Annotated in this window: 15 protein-coding genes; 3 read left to right on the forward strand and 12 right to left on the reverse strand. The window is 66.3% G+C overall.

Annotated elements, in window-relative coordinates; all coding sequences use genetic code 11:
- Positions 1–14 precede the first annotated feature (14 nt).
- Positions 15–773: a tRNA pseudouridine(38-40) synthase TruA gene (truA, locus tag DV704_RS04460; protein WP_114798435.1), complete on the forward strand. Its 759-nt coding sequence runs from the start codon at positions 15–17 to the stop codon at positions 771–773.
- On the opposite strand, the gene DV704_RS04465 is transcribed toward truA, so the two are convergent.
- The 6 genes from DV704_RS04465 to erpA form a co-directional block, all read right to left on the reverse strand.
- Positions 761–1540: a hypothetical protein gene (locus tag DV704_RS04465; RefSeq protein WP_114798356.1), complete on the reverse strand. Its 780-nt coding sequence runs from the start codon at positions 1538–1540 to the stop codon at positions 761–763. The genes truA and DV704_RS04465 overlap by 13 nt on opposite strands.
- Complete coding sequence (locus tag DV704_RS04470) at positions 1540–2751, reverse strand: ABC transporter permease (RefSeq protein WP_114798357.1); 1212 nt, start codon at positions 2749–2751, stop codon at positions 1540–1542. The genes DV704_RS04465 and DV704_RS04470 overlap by 1 nt, the downstream gene beginning before the upstream one ends.
- Positions 2752–2759: 8 nt before the next feature.
- Entirely contained in the window at positions 2760–3770 is a 1011-nt protein-coding gene (locus DV704_RS04475) for an ABC transporter permease (RefSeq protein WP_114798358.1), read from the reverse strand.
- Between the two features lie 144 nt (positions 3771–3914).
- Positions 3915–5765, reverse strand: a complete 1851-nt coding sequence (locus DV704_RS04480) for a peptide ABC transporter substrate-binding protein (RefSeq protein WP_114798436.1) — start codon at positions 5763–5765, stop codon at positions 3915–3917.
- A gap of 100 nt (positions 5766–5865) precedes the next feature.
- Positions 5866–7740, reverse strand: a complete 1875-nt coding sequence (locus DV704_RS04485; RefSeq protein WP_114798359.1) for a peptide ABC transporter substrate-binding protein — start codon at positions 7738–7740, stop codon at positions 5866–5868.
- 199 nt (positions 7741–7939) lie between these two features.
- Positions 7940–8320 carry an iron-sulfur cluster insertion protein ErpA gene (erpA, locus tag DV704_RS04490; protein WP_114798360.1) on the reverse strand — a complete coding sequence of 127 codons (381 nt, stop codon included), beginning with the start codon at positions 8318–8320 and terminating at the stop codon, positions 7940–7942.
- A 73-nt stretch (positions 8321–8393) separates the two neighbouring features.
- Between erpA and DV704_RS04495 the strand changes: the two genes are divergently transcribed.
- Complete coding sequence (locus DV704_RS04495) at positions 8394–9533, forward strand: Xaa-Pro peptidase family protein (protein ID WP_114798361.1); 1140 nt, start codon at positions 8394–8396, stop codon at positions 9531–9533.
- Here DV704_RS04495 and DV704_RS04500 read toward each other — a convergent pair.
- The 6 genes from DV704_RS04500 to DV704_RS04525 all read right to left on the reverse strand — a co-directional run bounded on the left by DV704_RS04500 (position 9530) and on the right by DV704_RS04525 (position 15071).
- Positions 9530–10426, reverse strand: coding sequence for an RluA family pseudouridine synthase (locus tag DV704_RS04500; protein WP_114798362.1), 897 nt, complete (start codon positions 10424–10426; stop codon positions 9530–9532). The genes DV704_RS04495 and DV704_RS04500 overlap by 4 nt on opposite strands.
- Entirely contained in the window at positions 10427–11656 is a 1230-nt protein-coding gene (fabF, locus tag DV704_RS04505) for a beta-ketoacyl-ACP synthase II (RefSeq protein ID WP_114798363.1), read from the reverse strand.
- Positions 11657–11664: 8 nt separating this feature from the next.
- Entirely contained in the window at positions 11665–12087 is a 423-nt protein-coding gene (locus tag DV704_RS04510) for a DUF5317 domain-containing protein (protein WP_233498239.1), read from the reverse strand.
- A gap of 29 nt (positions 12088–12116) precedes the next feature.
- Positions 12117–13532: an HD-GYP domain-containing protein gene (locus DV704_RS04515; RefSeq protein ID WP_114798364.1), complete on the reverse strand. Its 1416-nt coding sequence runs from the start codon at positions 13530–13532 to the stop codon at positions 12117–12119.
- A gap of 394 nt (positions 13533–13926) precedes the next feature.
- The gene (locus DV704_RS04520; protein ID WP_147279584.1) at positions 13927–14205 is read right to left on the reverse strand and encodes a hypothetical protein; all 279 of its coding nucleotides are present in this window, start codon (positions 14203–14205) and stop codon (positions 13927–13929) included.
- A 110-nt stretch (positions 14206–14315) separates the two neighbouring features.
- The gene (locus DV704_RS04525; protein ID WP_114798366.1) at positions 14316–15071 is read right to left on the reverse strand and encodes a DUF4388 domain-containing protein; all 756 of its coding nucleotides are present in this window, start codon (positions 15069–15071) and stop codon (positions 14316–14318) included.
- Between the two features lie 33 nt (positions 15072–15104).
- On the opposite strand from DV704_RS04525, the gene DV704_RS04530 reads away from it, so the two are divergent.
- Positions 15105–15329 (forward strand): hypothetical protein, encoded by a 225-nt coding sequence (locus DV704_RS04530; RefSeq protein WP_147279585.1) that lies wholly within the window; start codon positions 15105–15107, stop codon positions 15327–15329.
- The last annotated feature ends 53 nt before the right edge of the window (positions 15330–15382 follow it).

The raw sequence follows: 15382 nt of genomic DNA on the forward strand, positions 1-15382 counted from the left end.
AGGACAACCAGGGGTTGCGCCGCATCCTGCTCACCCTGGAGTACGACGGCACCCACTTCGCCGGCCTGCAGGCCCAGGCCCAGGGGGAGCGCACCGTGCAGCAGGAGCTCGAGGCCGCCCTGGGCAAAATCCCTGGGGCCCAGCCCAGGATCTGGCCCTGCGGCCGCACCGATGCAGGGGTGCACGCTTTGGGGATGCCGGTGCACTACGACACCGCCGACCGCATCCCGGTGGAGAAGATTCCCTATGCTCTAAACAGCCTGCTGCCGCCCGACATCCGGGTGCTCCGGGCCCAGGAGGTACCCCTCACCTTTCACGCTCGCAAGAGCTGCCTGTGGCGCGAGTACCGCTACCGCATCCTCCAGCGCCGCATGCCCCCCGCGCTGGAGCGGCACCGGGTCTGGTGGATTCCCCACTCGCTCAACCTGATTCCCATGCGGCACGCTTTGGAGCACCTGGTGGGGGTCCACGACTTCCGCGCCTTCGCGGTAAAGGAAGAGCGCACCACGGTGCGGGAAATCTACCGGGCCCATCTGGAGGTCTGGCCGGCCGAGGGCGGGCGGGAGGTGTGGCTCGAGTTCGTGGGCTCGGGCTTCCTGCGGGGCCAGGTGCGCAGCATGGTGGGCACCCTGGTGGAGGTGGGCCTAGGCAAGCGGGACTCCAGCAGCATCGCGGCCCTGCTCAAGGAGGGCAGCCGCAAGGAGGCCGGGCCTACGGCCCCCCCGCAGGGCCTGTACTTCGTGCGGGCCGGCTACGAGCCCTACCGCAGGTGAAAGCGCAGGTAGAGCCTTGCCGCCTCCACCGGGGCTTGGGAGACCTGAAGCCCCAAGCCGAGCCGCTCGTCTGGGGTGTACCCAAGGGCCCAGAGCAGCTTGCGCGGGCGCAGCAGCCAGGCCCAAACCCCCTGCTCCCATAGGCCCCCGTCGGGACTCCACCAGAAGAACCCCTCCAGCCCGAAGGGCAGGGCCAGGCGGCCCCAAAAACCCCGCTCAGCCTGCCAGTAGAGGGCAAACCCCGGGCCCTGCCAGCCCACCCGGGGGTTCAGGCGCAGGGTGCCGGCCGCCACCTCCAGGAAGCCCCCAGCCTCCAGCCCGGCCTGCTGCAGCCCCAGGTAGAGCTCCCCTCCCACCAGCCCCGGATGGGGCAGGTAGGCGGCGCTAAGCCCCTCGTACCGGGCGAAAACCCCCCAGCGGCCATCCGGCCCCAAGAAGGTCTCGTCCCAAGGCCCCCCCAGGCCGGTGCGCTTGCCGTAGGCCAGCCAGACCGGGCCCAGCCGTGTGCTTCCCTGGGCCTCCAGGAGGCCCCACTGCAGCGCCTCGGCGTACCACAGGCCCAGCTTGAAGCTGTAGTCCACCCCGGCTTCCTGGGCCCGGAGCTCCAGAAGGGCGCCCAGAGCCCCTCCAGGGGTCAGGGGCTGTGCCTCGAGGCGGTTCAGGGCGAGCTCGAGGCGGAAGCTGGGCTGCAGACAGAGCACCCCCTCCGGGGGGCAGGCGAGGGCCAGCGAGCCCCCCAGCAGGGCGCCCAGCAGCCAGCCGCGCATTACAGCCGGCTGCGCGGGTCCAGGGCGTCCCGCAGCCCGTCGCCCAGGTAGTTGAAGGCCAGCACGGTGATGAAGATCATGAAGCCCGGCGCCAGGGCCAGCCAGGGGTAATCGAAGACGTAGATCTGGGCGTTGTTGAGCATGTTGCCCCAGGTGGCCACCGGCGGCTGGATGCCGAAGCCCAGGAAGGAGAGGGCCGACTCGGTGATGATGGCGCCCCCGATGGCCAGGGTGGCGTTGACGATTAGGGGGGCCAGAGCGTTGGGCACCAGGTGGCGGAACATGATGCGGGCGTCGCTGGCCCCGAGCGACTGGGCTGCGGTGGCGAACTCCTGCTCCCTCAGGCTCAGCACCGCCCCCCGGATAAGCCGGGCGGTGCCCACCCAGCCGAAGAGCACGATGATGGCGATGATGATGAAGACCGAGGCGGCCTCGCCGAAGACCGACTGGGCCCAGCGGCCGGCCACCCCCTGGGTGTCGCGCAGCAGGGCCGAGAGCACCAGGAGCAGGGGCAGCTCGGGGATGGTCAGCATGAAGTCCATGAAGCGCGAGATCACCACGTCCAGGTCGACCCGGCTCTGGCCGAAAAGCCCCCAGAGGCCCACCGCCAGCAGGGCCGCCCAGGTGAGCCCGAGCCCCAAAAGCGAAAGGAGGTTGTTGAGCGAGAACTCGCCTCCTAGCAAAGCCTGCACATTGGCGCCGGCCAGCCGCCAGGCCAGGTCGCCTATGAAGAAGAGAAGCCCGTACAGGATGAGCCAGGAGGCCACCCGCCACAAAGCAAAGGGCCAGGGCCGCCAGCCGTCGGCCACGCGGGCTAAGGGCCCGGCGTAGAAGCGCAGCGGCCGGCCCGAGAAGTAGCCGGCAATCACCCCCAGGGTGGTGCCGATGATGGCTGAGGCGATGGCCGCGACGAAGCCCACCATCAGGGAGATGCGCGCCCCGTAGATGATGCGCGAGAGCACATCGCGGCCCAGGTCGTCGGTGCCCAGAAGGTGCTCGCGGCTTGGGGGCTGGAAGTACCTGGCGGCCAGGTCGTCCCCCGTGGGCTGGGCGGTGGGGCTGTAGGGGGCAATCCAGGGGGCCAGAAGGGCCATGAGCACCAGGGCCACAACCACCCACAGGGAGACCATGGCGGCCTTGTGCTTCCTGAAGCGGCGCCAGGCCAGGGCCCAGGTGGACTGGGGTTTGGAAGCGGTTGCCACAGCAGCCATAAAGCCCCCTAACTATAGCGGATGCGCGGGTCTACCACCGCGTACATGAGGTCGGCCAACAGGTTGAACAGCGCCGTCAGCAGGGCCAGGAAGGCCAGGGCCACCATGGCCACGTTGTAGTCCTTGTCCACTAGGGCGTCCAGAATGGCCCGGCCCATGCCCGGGTAGGAGAAGATGGTCTCGGTAATCACCGCCCCTCCGAACACGCCGGGAATGGCCAGCCCCACCAGGGTGATGATGGGGATGAGGGCGTTGCGCAGGGCGTGTTTGTAGAGCACCACCCGCTCAGAGAGCCCCTTGGCCCGGGCGGTGCGGATGTAGTCCTGGTTCAGCACCTCGAGCAGGCTCGCGCGCATGTAGCGGGTCCAGGAGGCCATCTGGATGGTGGAGAGGGCCAGCACCGGCAGGGTGAGCTTGAAGGCCCAGTCCTTGATGTACTGGAAGAAGCTCACCTCACCGGCCCGCACCTGGTGCCACTGCAGGTCGGAGATGCTCTGCACGGGGAACTGGGGGAACCAGGGGAGCTTATCCGGCAGCCAGAAGGCGAAGAGGAACAAGAGCAGAATGCCCAGGAAGAAGATGGGCATGGAGAAGCCCACAAAGGAGAGGAAGGTGATGGCGTAGTCGGCCGCACTGTACTGCCTGACCGCCGAGAAGATGCCCACCGGGATGGCCACCAGCAACGCCAGCAGCAAAGCCGCGCCAGAAAGAACCAGCGTGCGGGGCAGGCGCTCGACGAAGATGATCTGGGCGGCAGGGGTGGCGTAGGTGCGGGACTGGCCGAAGTCCCCTTGCAGGGCCCGGCCCAGCCACTTGAAGTAGCGCACATAGATGGGCTGGTCGAGGCCATAGGCCCGGCGGAGCTGCTCGAGCTGCTCGGCGGTAATCCTGGGGTTCTGCTGCCGCAGTTCATCCAGAGGGTCGCCCGGTTGCAAGGCCAGCAGGGTGAAGATGACCACGGAGGCTGCAAACAATAGGGGTATCATTTGCAGCAGACGGCGGACGGTGTAAGCAAACACGCCCTACATAATACCTTTGGGGGAGCCCCTGGGGATTTAGATCGGCGCTCGAGCAGGGCAATTTCGCCCATGCACGCGCTTTTTAGCAATGCACCTCCACCGAATGGTGGACGAAAAGCCCCTCCTCGGGGGAGGGGCTGGGCGCTAGCGCGCGATGAGCTGGCCGTACTTGGCCTGGTCGTAGACCTTTTGCGCGCCCCTGGACTGCCAGCCGATCAGCCAGGGCTCGATGGTGGGGTAGGCCGAGCTGGCAAAGGTCGAGGAGACGTAGTTGACCAGGCCGCTGCGGAAGACCCGTGCGTCCGCGACGAAGTAGAGGGGAATCATGGCCACCTCGTTGGCCCAGATCTCCTGCATGCGGGCGAAAAGCTGCTTGCGGCGGTTCACATCGAACTCCACCGCCGCCTGGTTCCTGAGCCGGTCGAATTCCTCGTTGCACCAGCCGCCGAAGTTCAGCCCGCGGAAGCCGTTTTCGCGGGTAGGAACGTAAATGACCCTCCCCTCGTCGTCGCGGCAGGCCGAGCGCACCCCGTCGTCGGCCTGGCCCATGCTGAAGGCGAAGTGCAGGAAGCCGGTCCAGGTCCCTTCCTGGGCCCTCGAGCGGTACTGCGCGCTCAGCAGCACCGCGCTGGGGGCGTTGTTGACCCGCACGGCGATGCCCACCTGGCGGTAGTTCTCCGCCACAAACTGCTGGATCCGCTCGCGCACCGCGTTGCCGGCGGTGGTGGCCCACTCGAGCTCGAAGCGCACGGTGCGTCCGTCCACGGTGCGCTGCAGGATGCCGTCGGGACCGGGGCGCCAGCCCAGCTCGGCCAGGAGCTGCCGGGCCCGCTCGGGGTTGTAGGGGTAGCGGGTCACGTTGGGGTTGAACATGGGGTTCTGGGGCGAGACCCAGGTTGGGGCCACCGTGTAGAGCCCATCAAAGAAGGCCTTGGTGATGCCCTCGCGGTTCATGGCGTAGATGAGGGCCTGGCGGGTCTTGACGTTGTCCAGCATCAGGTCCCGCACCCTTTGCACGTTGCTGAACTGGTTAATCTCGATGTGCTCGAAGAAGGGGGTGGAGACGGCCCAGATCTCGAAGCGCCCTGGGGCCCGGCTCAGAAGCTGGCGGCTTCGGGCCTGGTCGAAGGTGATGGAGACGCTCGAGGCCGCATCAATCCCCCCGCCCAGGATGGCCACCAGGAGCGAGTTGGTGTTCTGGATAATGCGGTAGACCACCCGCTGCACGTACTTGTCCTCCCCGCCGGGGGGCTTGATCCAGAAGCGCGGGTTGCGCTGCATCTCGATGCTGCTGCCCGGCACCCACCGCACCAGGGTGAAGGGCCCCGAGTAGACCATCCGCCCGCTGTTTAGGAACTGGGGGGAGGAGAACTGGGTGAAGAAGTTGCGGAAAATCTCGGCCTGGCGCGCCGCATCGGAGGTTTGGGCAGCAGCAGCCTTGGCCCGCTCCCACTCCTGCCGCATGATGTGGTTCGGGGCGTAGTTGACCTGGTTTACCTCGAGGTCGTAGAAGTAGGCCGGCTCCAACACCACCGTGAAGTTGCGGCCATCGCGCACCCGCAGGGTGGCCCGCTCGAAGAAGTCCACCGCGGTGGAGGGGACCCCTTTGGTCTTACCCATCTCGAACCAAAGGGCCACGTCCTCGGTGCTGATGGGCCGCCCGTCCGACCAGACCGCATCGGGCCTTATGGTGTAGTCGAGCTCCAGCCGCCTTACCCCTGGGCGGATGTTGGTAAAGCGCACCCGGCCGTTCTGCAGCGTGGGCACCTCGGTGACCACCACCGGGATGATCTCCAGGTCGCGGTTGGTCTGCACCAGGGGGGCGAACAGGAAGTTCTCGATCTCGAACTTGATGGACTGGTTGGAGATGGCGTTGACCACATCCCCAGCCAAAGCCCGGGGTTCCTGGGCAGCCCCAATCACCAGGCTGTTGTCCTGGGGGCCGGCCAGGGCCAGCCCAGCCAAAAACCAGAGGCTCAGGGCAACCTTTTTCATCCTTACCTCCATGGCCAAAGACTTGTGCACGATTGTATTGCTCCCTACCCTTTTAAGCCAAGAAGCCGGGGAGCCCCCGGCTTCCTCTGCTTAGCCCGGCCTACTTGATGGCGATCCCACCGGCCTGGGCCTGGTCGTGCCGCTTGACCGCTCCCCGGCTGGCCCAGCCGATCTCCCAGGCGTTCCAGCCCGGGTAGCCGTTTCCGCCGGAGTAGGTCGAGGCCACGTAGTTCACCAGCCCGCTGCGCACCACCAGGTAGTTGGAGCGGAAGCGCAAAGGCAGGGCGGGCAGCTCCTCGGCCCAGATCTCCTGGGCCCGGGCAAAGAGCTGCTTGCGGCGGGCCTCGTCGAACTCGATCACGGCCTGGCTGGTGAGCCGGTCAAACTCCTCGTTGCGCCAGTTGCCGATGTTCTGACCGGCGTAGTTGTTCTCCCGGCTGGGTACCTGGATGGCGCCGGTGTTGAGGTTCCTGTACTGGAAGAGGCTGCCGTCCTCGGCCAGGCTGCTCACCCAGGCGAACATGAAGAAGAGCCACTTGCCCTCCTCACCCCGCTGGATGAAGTCGTCGGCAAAGACCACGGCGCTGGGGGCGTTGGCCGCCCGGACCGCAATGCCCACCTGGCGCCACTGCTCGATGAAGAGCTGCTGGGTGCGCTCGCGCACGGTATTGCCCGCGGTGGTCACCCAGTCCAGCTCGAAGCGCACAGTGCGTCCGTCCACGGTGCGCTGCAGGATGCCGTCGGGACCGGGACGCCAGCCCACCTGGGCCAGCAGCTCGCGGGCCCGGGCCGGGTTGTACTCGTACCGGCGCACGTTGGGGTTGAAGAGGGGGTTGGTGGGGGAGACCCAGGTGTGGGCCACGGGCTCGGTGCCGTCGAAGAAGGCCTGTACCCAGGCTTCGCGGTTGATGGCGTGCAGCAGGGCCTGGCGGGTGCGCTTGTCGTCCAGGGTGAGGTCCCGCACGCGCTGAACGTTGGTGAACTTGTTGATGTCGATGTGCTCCCAGATGGCCCCCGGCACCGCCCAAATCTCGAAGCGCCCTGGGGCCCGGCTCACGAGCTGGCGGCTTCTGGCCTGGTCGGCGGTGATGCCCACCGTGGAGGTGGCGTCAATACCCCCGCCTAGGATGGCCACCAGGAGCGAGTTGGTGTTCTGGATAATGCGGTAGACCACCCGCTGGACGTACTTGTCGGCCCCACCTTGGGGAACGATGGCGGTGAAGTTGGGGTTGCGCACCAGCTCGATGGTGCTGTTGGGGATCCAGCGCTGCACCCGGAAGGGACCCGAGTAGACCATCCGCCCGGCGTTGATGGCCTGGTTGGAGCTGAACTGCTGGAAGAAGTTGCGGTAGAGCTCGTTCAGCCGCTGGGCATCGCGATCAGGGTTCAGGGGAGCGGCCGCAGCCTTGACCTTCTCCCACTCGGGGCGCATGATGTGGGCCGGCGCGTAGCCGATGGGCGAGCCGTAGGTGTCGTAGTAGTAGGCCGGCTCAAAGATCACCGTCATGTTCTGCCGGTCGCGCACCCTGAGGTTGACCCGCTCCCAGTAGTCGGGGTTGGTCACGGGCATCCCCTTGGCCTTGCCCACCTCGAAGTAGAAGGCGAAGTCGTCGGTGGTGAGGGGAGCCCCGTCCGACCAGCGCAGGTTGGGCTTCAGGGTGATGTCGATCTCCAGCCGGCGCTTGCCGCCGCCGACATCGGTTACCCGGATGCGGCGGTTCGCCAGGGTGGGCACCTCGGTGGCGAGCACTGCCTCGTTTTCGGCCCGCAGGTTTTGCACGATCAGGGGCGCGAAGAGGTAGTTTTCGATCTCCACCTTGATGGACTGGTTGGAGATCACGTTGAGGAAGTCACCCCCCAGCACCCGCGGCTCCTGGGACGCGCCGATGACCAGGCTGTTGTCGGCAGGCCCGGCCAGCGCAGCCCCTGTGGCTAGGGTTAGACCCAGTGCAAGAATTTTGCTTAGACGACCCATCAAGCCTCCTTTTGGGCCCTGCTGAGCAGAGCCGTGTTGCTGTGGCGTTTTGCCGCCCCTATTATAGCCAGCCCGACTTCGGCGTCAAACTGAGGGGAATTTCAGTGAGCGAGGACGGCACCCTGGTTTTTGGGCACCTGCTCGCAAAGTAAAAGGGCCATCCGCCAAAAGGTGGATGGCCTCCCCTCGAGGGCTTAAGCTAGCCGCCGCAGCCGCCCCCCTCAGGGCTTCTACCGTCGGTGCGGAAGGAGTGGCCGCAGCCGCAAGAGGAGGTGGCGTTGGGGTTGTTTACGCTGAAGCCCCCGCCCATCAGGTTCTCCACCCAGTCCACCTGCGAGCCCTTGAGCAGGGGAAGGGACATCCGGTCCACCACCAGCCGTACCCCGTGCATCTCCACGGTGGTGTCGCCTTCCAGCTCCCGCTCATCCACGGCCATGCCGTACTGGTAGCCGCTGCAGCCCCCCGACTTCACGAAGACCCGAATGGCCGCGTGGGGTTTGTTGTACCGCGCCAAAATCTCCTTGGCCCGCTCGGCGGCCAGCGGGGTGATGGAGATTACCGCTTCCTGCACCACAGCTATCCTCCCACCCTAGAGGTTAGCACGCCCGTCCGGGCCAAACGTAAGCAAGGGCACCGGGGTTAGGATGGTCGTTATGGATATCGCCAAGGCCCAGCAAGCGTTGAGGGAGGCTCGGCTGCCAGGTTGGCTGCTCTACAGCTTCCAGGGCAGCAACCCGCTGGCCCTGGAGGCGCTGGGGTTGGAGGGGCAGGCCCTGAGCCGGCGGCTGGCCTACCTGATTCCTGCCCAGGGGGAGCCGGTGCTGATCGTGCACGCCATTGAGCAGGGCTACTTCGCCCATCTGCCCGGTCGGCGGGTGGTGTTTTCGCGCTGGGAGCAGTTTGTGGAGGCCCTAAGGACCCACGTGGCCCCGCTTGGGCGGGTGGCGATGGAGTACCACCCCGGGGGGGGAATCCCCTACCTATCGCGGGTGGATGGGGGGACGCTCGAGCTTTTGCGGGGGATGGGGCTGGAGGTGGTCTCCTCGGCGGAGCTCTGGCTGCAGTTCCAGGCCTGGCGGGGGGCCGACTTGGCCGCCCACCACCAGGCTGTGGCAGGGATTGAGGAGGCCTTGGCCCGCGCGATGGCCTTTGTGCGGTCCCGCCTGGATGCCCCGCCCAGCGAACTGGAGGTGCAGGCCGAGATTGTGAAGGTGTTTGAGGCCCGGGGGCTGGTCTTCGACCATCCGCCCATGGTGGCCTTCGGACCCAACGCGGCCAACCCCCACCACAGGACGGGGGCCGACCGCTTGGCGCCGGGCCAGGTGATGCTGGTGGACCTGTGGTGCAGGGTGCCCGGCGGGCCCTATGCCGATGTGACCTGGGCGGCGGGCTGGGCGGTGCCGGAGGCGGTGCACCGGGCCTTCCAGGCGGTGCGGGCTGCGCGGGACGCGGCTTTGGCCCACTGCCGCCAAGCCTACGCCGAAGGCCGATACCCCAGGGGTTTTGAGCTGGACCGGGTGGCCCGGGGCGTTCTCGAGGCCGCAGGCTGGGGAGAGCATATCCTGCACCGCACCGGCCACCACCTGGGCTTCGCCACCCCCCACGGCAACGGCACCCACCTGGACGACCTGGAGACCCACGACACCCGGCCCCTCATCCCGGGCCTGGCCTTCACCATTGAACCCGGGGTGTACCCGGGGCCCTTTGGCCTGCGCAGCGAGATCAACGTCTACCTGCACCCTGAAGGCCCCGAGGTGACCACGCCGGTGCAGGAAGAAATCGAGCTCCTCTAGGGCCAGCTTCCCCCCAGGGCTGCCCAGGCCTGGAGCATATCGGGGGGTACCGGAGCGGTGAAGTGCAGGTACTTGCCCGTGCGGGGGTGCTGGAAGCGCAGCTCGTAGGCGTGCAGGGCCTGCCGGGGGATGAGGGGCGAGGGCTTGCCGTAAAGCGCGTCCCCCAGGATGGGGGCCTGCAGGTGCTTCAGGTGCACCCGGATCTGGTGGGTGCGCCCGGTGTGCAGGATGGCCGAGACCAGGGCGTGGCCCTTGGCCACCGCGAGCACCTCGAACTCGCTTTGCGCGGGGCGGGCGGCTATCCCGCCCACATGCATGCGCGTGCGGTCCACCGGGTGGCGGCCGATGGGGGCGGAGAGCAGCCCCTCCCTGGGCACCCCTACCGTGAGGGCCAGGTAGCGCTTGTACACCTTCCGCCCGGCGAAAGCCTCGGCCAGCCGGCGATGGGCGGCCTCGTGCCGGGCCACCACCATCACCCCGCTGGTCTCCTTGTCGAGCCGGTGCACGATGCCAGGGCGGACGAACTCGGGCCGCTCGGCGCTCTCGGCAGAGAGCCCCCAGCGGGCCAGCAGGGCGTTGACCAGGGTGCCCGAGTAAATCCCGGGGGCTGGGTGGGTGATCATCCCAGCGGGCTTGTTGAGCACGAGCAGGTCCTCGTCCTCGTAGAAAACCTCGAGCGGAAAGTCTTCCGGGGCCACCAAGAGGGGGGTGGGCGGGGGTGGGTCGGCCTCGACCAGCTCGCCTTTGAGCTTGAAGGCGGCCCGGGTGACCACCTGGCCGTTGACCCGCACCCGGCCGGCGGCGATCCATTCCTGGGCCTTGGCCCGCGAGATCTGGGCCTCGTGGGCCAGGGCCTGGTCGAGGCGCACACCGCTTGCAAAGAAGCGCACCATTCAGATGCGGCGGAAGAGCAGGGTGGCGTTCATACCCCCGAAGGCGAAGGAGTTGGAGAGGGCGTACTCCACCTTCTGCTCGCGGGGGGTGTGGGGGATGTAGTCCAGGTCGAGCTCGGGGTCGGGGTCGTCGAGGTTGATGGTGGGGGGCAGGATGCCCGAGGCCAGCGCCTGCACGGTGGCTATCGCCTCGATGGCCCCAGCCGCGCCCAGAAGGTGGCCGATCATGCTCTTGGTAGAGGAGACGGCGAGCTTGTAGGCGTGCGGGCCAAAGACCTGCTTGATGGCCAGGGTCTCGGCCCTATCGCCAATGGGGGTGGAGGTGCCGTGGGCGTTGATGTAGCCCACCTGTTCGGGGGCCACCTTGGCGTCCTTGAGCGCAGCCCGCATGGCCAGCGCAGCGCCCTTGCCCTCGGGGTGGGGTTCGGTGATGTGGTGGGCGTCGCAGCTTCGGCCGAACCCCACCACCTCGGCGTAGATTTTGGCCCCCCGGGCCCTGGCCCGCTCATACTCTTCCAGCACCAGCACCGCAGCTCCCTCGGCCAGCACAAAGCCATCGCGGCTCTTGCTAAAAGGGCGGCTGGCCTTTTCGGGCTCGTGGTTGCGGGTGGAGAGGGCCCGCATGACCCCGAAGCTCCCGATGGCCATTTCGGCCACCGAGGCCTCGGTGCCCCCTGTGAGCATGACGTCGGCCTCGCCGAGCTGGATGACCCGGAAGGCGTTGCCAATGGCGTCGGAGCCGGTGGCGCAGGCGGTGACCACGGTGGAGGAGGGCCCCATCAGGCCGTACTTCATGGCGAGCTGGGCTGAGGCCATGTTGGCGATCATCATGGGGATGAAAAAGGGGGAGAGGCGGGTGCCCCCTTTTTCGAAGAGGACGCGGCTTTGCTCCTGCCAGGTGATCATGCCGCCGATGCCGGTGCCCACTAGGGTGCCGATGCGGGTGGGGTCTTCCCTGCTTAGCTCGAGCCCAGCGTCCTCCAGCGCAAGCTGCCCGGCAATCAGGGCGAGCTGGGTGAAGCGGTCGAGTCTTCTGAGTTCGCGTCTCTCGATGTACTCCTCGGGGTTGACGTCCACCTCCCCGGCGATCTGCACGGGGTAGTTGGAGGCGTCGAACTGGGTGATACGCCGGATGCCCGACTTGCCCTCGAGCTGGGCTTTGTGAAAGGCCTCGGCCCCGATGCCGTTTGGGGCTACCGGACCAATGCCCGTAACGACCACGCGACGCATGAGGGCTATTATAGACCCTTAGCCCGGGCCTGCAGCGCACCCCCCAGGATGGTGAGGGCGATGCCCAGCATCAAAAGCACGTCCCCCGGGCTTATCACGTTGGCGTAGCCGAGGAGGCGCACCGGGATGGTATCGGCCAGAAAGCCTAGGCGGCTCGACCCATCCATGAGGGTGTGGACCGCGTCGTAGCGGGATTCCAGCTTGGGAATCCGGGCCTCGAGGCCGGCCTCGTGTAGCGCTACGGGGTCTACCGGCATGTGCCCTCCGTTGGCAAAGATGACCAGCGCGTTGGAGGCCAGCCCCAGCGCTGCTGGCCAGAGCCCCCACAGGTGGCGGTTATGCCAAAGCCCAAAACCCACCAGCCCCACCACCAGGGCCTTGGCCAGCGGTCCGGCCAGCTCGGGTGGGAACAGGCCCCGGGCGGTGCCCAAGGCCAGTCCCCCCTCCAGCAGCGCCGCCGCTACGAACGCCCAGGCGTGGTGGAGTTCGATGCGGGCCAGGTGGCGGAGGCGGGCGCCGAAGGCGAGGGCAAGGGCAATGCCGGCAACTGCACTGGCAAGGTAGAGCGTCGTAGGAACACCTCCCGGTCCTTCCAGATGGGGTCCTCGAGCCAGGCTTGCTGGAAGACCCGCACCAGTTTGGGGTCGAACTGCCGACCTGCCAACATGATAATCTCGTTCAGCGCTGCCTCGGGGGATTTGGCCGGGCTGTAGGGGCGCCCGGCGGTCATGGCCTCGTAGGCGTCGGCCAGGGCCACGATGCGGGCCCAAAGCGGAATCTCCTCACCCCGCTTGCCCATGGGGTAGCCGGTGCCATCCCAGCGTTCGTGGTGGTGCAAAATAACCTCCTGCACCGCCCTAGGCAGCCGGGGCACCAGGGGCCTTAGCACCTCGAGGCCCTTTTGCGGGTGGCTTTGGATGAGCTTGAACTCCTCGGGGCTGAGCCGGCCGGGCTTGAGCAGCACCGCATCGGGGATCGCCACCTTGCCGATGTCGTGCAGGCGGGCGGCATAGGCGATGCGCTTGACCTCCTCTTCGTCGAAGCCCAGCTTCTTGGCCAGGCTCTCGGTGATGGCGGCCACCCGCTCGGCGTGCTGGCGGGTGAAGGGGTCTTTGGCGTCCAGGGCAGCCACCATGAGCTCGATGGTGCCGTTGAAGGACTCCTCCAGCCTGACCTTTTCGTCCCAGTAGTAGCGGGAGAAGTACAGGAGGAGCATGATGAGGAGCACCGTGAACCCGCCCCACCCCAGTATGAGGGGCGTCCGGTAGGCCTCGGCCAGCAACAGGCCGATGGGGGCCTGGAGCAGGTAGCTGGTCCGAAGCCAGCTAAAGTTTTCGAACCAGACCTTTCGCAGGCTGAGCCCGCTGGAAAGGTGAATCACATAGGTGACGGCCGACATGTTCACCAGGAAGTAGGCCAGGGAAGCGGCCCCGATTCCTACGAGGTCGGTGAGGTGAGGGGGGAGGCTGCTGGACAACTGGACCTGCGACCAGACCAGCGCCGCAACGCCGGTGGACAGGGCGGCCTGGACCCGGTTGAAGAGGTCCTTGTACCAGGGGTAGCCTACCTTACCGAAGTTTTTGTCGAAACTGGAGAGGAAGACCAGCAGGGGAGCAAGCCAGGGGGGAAAGTAGACGACGGCCGCTAGCGCGACTATAAAAGTGTGCGAAACCCTGGCACTCAGGGGAAGTTTTACGCTCGTGCGCTTGGAGATAAGGATTAGAACCGCCCAAACAGCTAGGTCCCAAAGGGTGTAGCTCCCCGCCCTGGGGTTCTCGATGTTTAGAAGAGCAGTTTGAATAGCGGCGCAGCTCAGGAAAAGGCCCAGGATATAGTAGCCTACCCTGGGTGGTGGGAGGGCGACCGGTTTCCCCACAGGTAGAGTCTATATGCCATAAAAAAAAGCAAGGGTGCAGCCATCACTGCTGCACCTGCAGTCGTGTTATAGACTCACTCCCACTCTACGCCAGCGCCAGCCGCCATAGCCAGAGCAATCAAAGAGGCGATAAGGGCGAGCACTTTGAGAGCCGTCTTCTTCATATTTCCCTCCCGAGCGGTTTGGAAGCGTTTTTTTGCCAACTTCCAACCTTGGGCGAATAATAAACCGGGCAACCCCTTGGGTCAAGTCACAAGGGGAAAGTTGCGCCCGGTTCAAAGAGTGCCAGGCTTACAACTTGCTGCACCCCTACCCCTTGGGGTAGGACAGACCCAGTTTAAAAACCGCCGGATTAGGGGGGCGTGATTTTTTCACTAGAAAATGAACAGGGGCGTTACGGCAGGGGAACGTGGTAGGTGTCGGGGCCCAGGGTTACCTCGAGCCAGCAGCCCTCGAGGCTCGTCACAATCAGCGAGAACCGCTCTCCAAGGGCCACTTCCTGTTCCTGGCGAGGCCTGCCAGGTCCGCTCAGCTCGACCCTGGCAAGGGTGGGCTTGTGTTCGCCTTTGCAGAGGATTTGCCCCGTCAGGCTTTTTTGCTCCCCCTCCTCAAAGCTGAGGTCCAGATAGCAGTCGGCCAGTTGGTAGAGCCGGCACCACCTCACCGTTTTCATCTTCTCAGGTGGGTTCCTCTTCTCCATAACAAGAATCGCCTGCTTTTGCATACGCCCCGTTTGCCAACTTTACGCCAATTCTAGGTCGGCCAGGGGTGCGAATACCAGGATTACAGGGCGGGCCAGGCCAGCACCTCCTGGCCCACTTGAAGGTCGTAGAACACCAGAGCATCGGTGGAGAGCAGGAGCCTGGGGCCCAGGTTGGGCCTGGCTTCTGCCGGCAGGCGAAGGGTGCGCTGCTTGCTTTGCACCTCGAGCTGGGTGAAAGGGCCGTAGTAGCTGCGCCAAGCTTGCAGAAGCTGGGTGTCCACGCGTGCGCGCGTCGAGCCCTCCATGAGCCCCACCGCCAGGCGGGCTGGACGAGGGGCGCGGGGGGTGATGCGCACCAGCCCCAGCCGGGCCAGTCGGTTGAGGCGGGGTTGAACCAGGGTGTTGGGCAGGCCGGTTTGGGCCAGCAGGTCGAAGAGGCTGACGGGTTTGCGCAGGTGCTGCAGCAGCTCGAGCTCCTCGGGGGAGAGAATGGTCGAGGTGGGCTGCTGGGCAACGGCCTCGAGCTGGTCGAAGGGGCCCAGCTCGATCTGCGCTTCCAGGAAGCGAAGGGCCTCGAGCAGATAGCTCTCAAGGGACCCTTCCAAGCTGGTCTGCGGGGCCCGCTCACCGGGCAGGTAGCGGAAACGGCCTTCCTTGAGGGAGAGGATCTGGAACAAACCCTCGCGCCCCACCTTGCCCCGGTACTGGGCGTGCACCGGCTGCCCCCGCTCTAGGTAAACCTCGCCCCCGGGCACCCGGAAGGTCCCGGTCTGGCGGGCCTGGGCCAGGAGCTGCAGGATCTCGGTGGGTCCCAGCAGATCGAAGGTTCCCTCCACACTCTAAAGCATACAGCGGTGTAAACTGCAACCATGCGCGTAGCGCGGCGGTGGGGCATGGTGGCCTGTTTTCTGTGGGGTCCAGAGCGCCCATCGCTGGCCCGCTTTGCGGCTCGAGCCCTGTTCCGCCCCTGCGAGACCAGGGTGCGGGAGCTTCGCCTGGATATTCCCTACTACCCCGTGCGGGCTGGAGAGGGGTATATCTTGATGCCCAAGGATGCCTACTTCGAGGCGGTGGAAGAGCTGCTAAAGCTGTGAGCGTTTCCCAAATTGTGAACACCCGTACAGGTCTTGAGCCCTTCGCCCAGACC

The organism is Meiothermus sp. QL-1 (genome assembly GCF_003351145.1).
In the GTDB taxonomy this organism is placed as follows: Bacteria; Deinococcota; Deinococci; order Deinococcales; family Thermaceae; genus Meiothermus.

Excerpts from the sequence above, each read along its gene's own strand:
- DV704_RS04495 (WP_114798361.1), top strand. The coding sequence starts at position 8,394 with ATGGATATCGCCAAGGCCCAGCAAGCGTTGAGGGAGGCTCGGCTGCCA.
- fabF (WP_114798363.1), bottom strand. The coding sequence starts at position 11,656 with ATGCGTCGCGTGGTCGTTACGGGCATTGGTCCGGTAGCCCCAAACGGC.
- DV704_RS04520 (WP_147279584.1), bottom strand. The coding sequence starts at position 14,205 with ATGAAAACGGTGAGGTGGTGCCGGCTCTACCAACTGGCCGACTGCTAT.
- DV704_RS04480 (WP_114798436.1), bottom strand. The coding sequence starts at position 5,765 with ATGAAAAAGGTTGCCCTGAGCCTCTGGTTTTTGGCTGGGCTGGCCCTG.
- DV704_RS04470 (WP_114798357.1), bottom strand. The coding sequence starts at position 2,751 with ATGGCTGCTGTGGCAACCGCTTCCAAACCCCAGTCCACCTGGGCCCTG.
- DV704_RS04530 (WP_147279585.1), top strand. The coding sequence starts at position 15,105 with ATGCGCGTAGCGCGGCGGTGGGGCATGGTGGCCTGTTTTCTGTGGGGT.
- DV704_RS04465 (WP_114798356.1), bottom strand. The coding sequence starts at position 1,540 with ATGCGCGGCTGGCTGCTGGGCGCCCTGCTGGGGGGCTCGCTGGCCCTC.
- DV704_RS04485 (WP_114798359.1), bottom strand. The coding sequence starts at position 7,740 with ATGGGTCGTCTAAGCAAAATTCTTGCACTGGGTCTAACCCTAGCCACA.
- DV704_RS04500 (WP_114798362.1), bottom strand. The coding sequence starts at position 10,426 with ATGGTGCGCTTCTTTGCAAGCGGTGTGCGCCTCGACCAGGCCCTGGCC.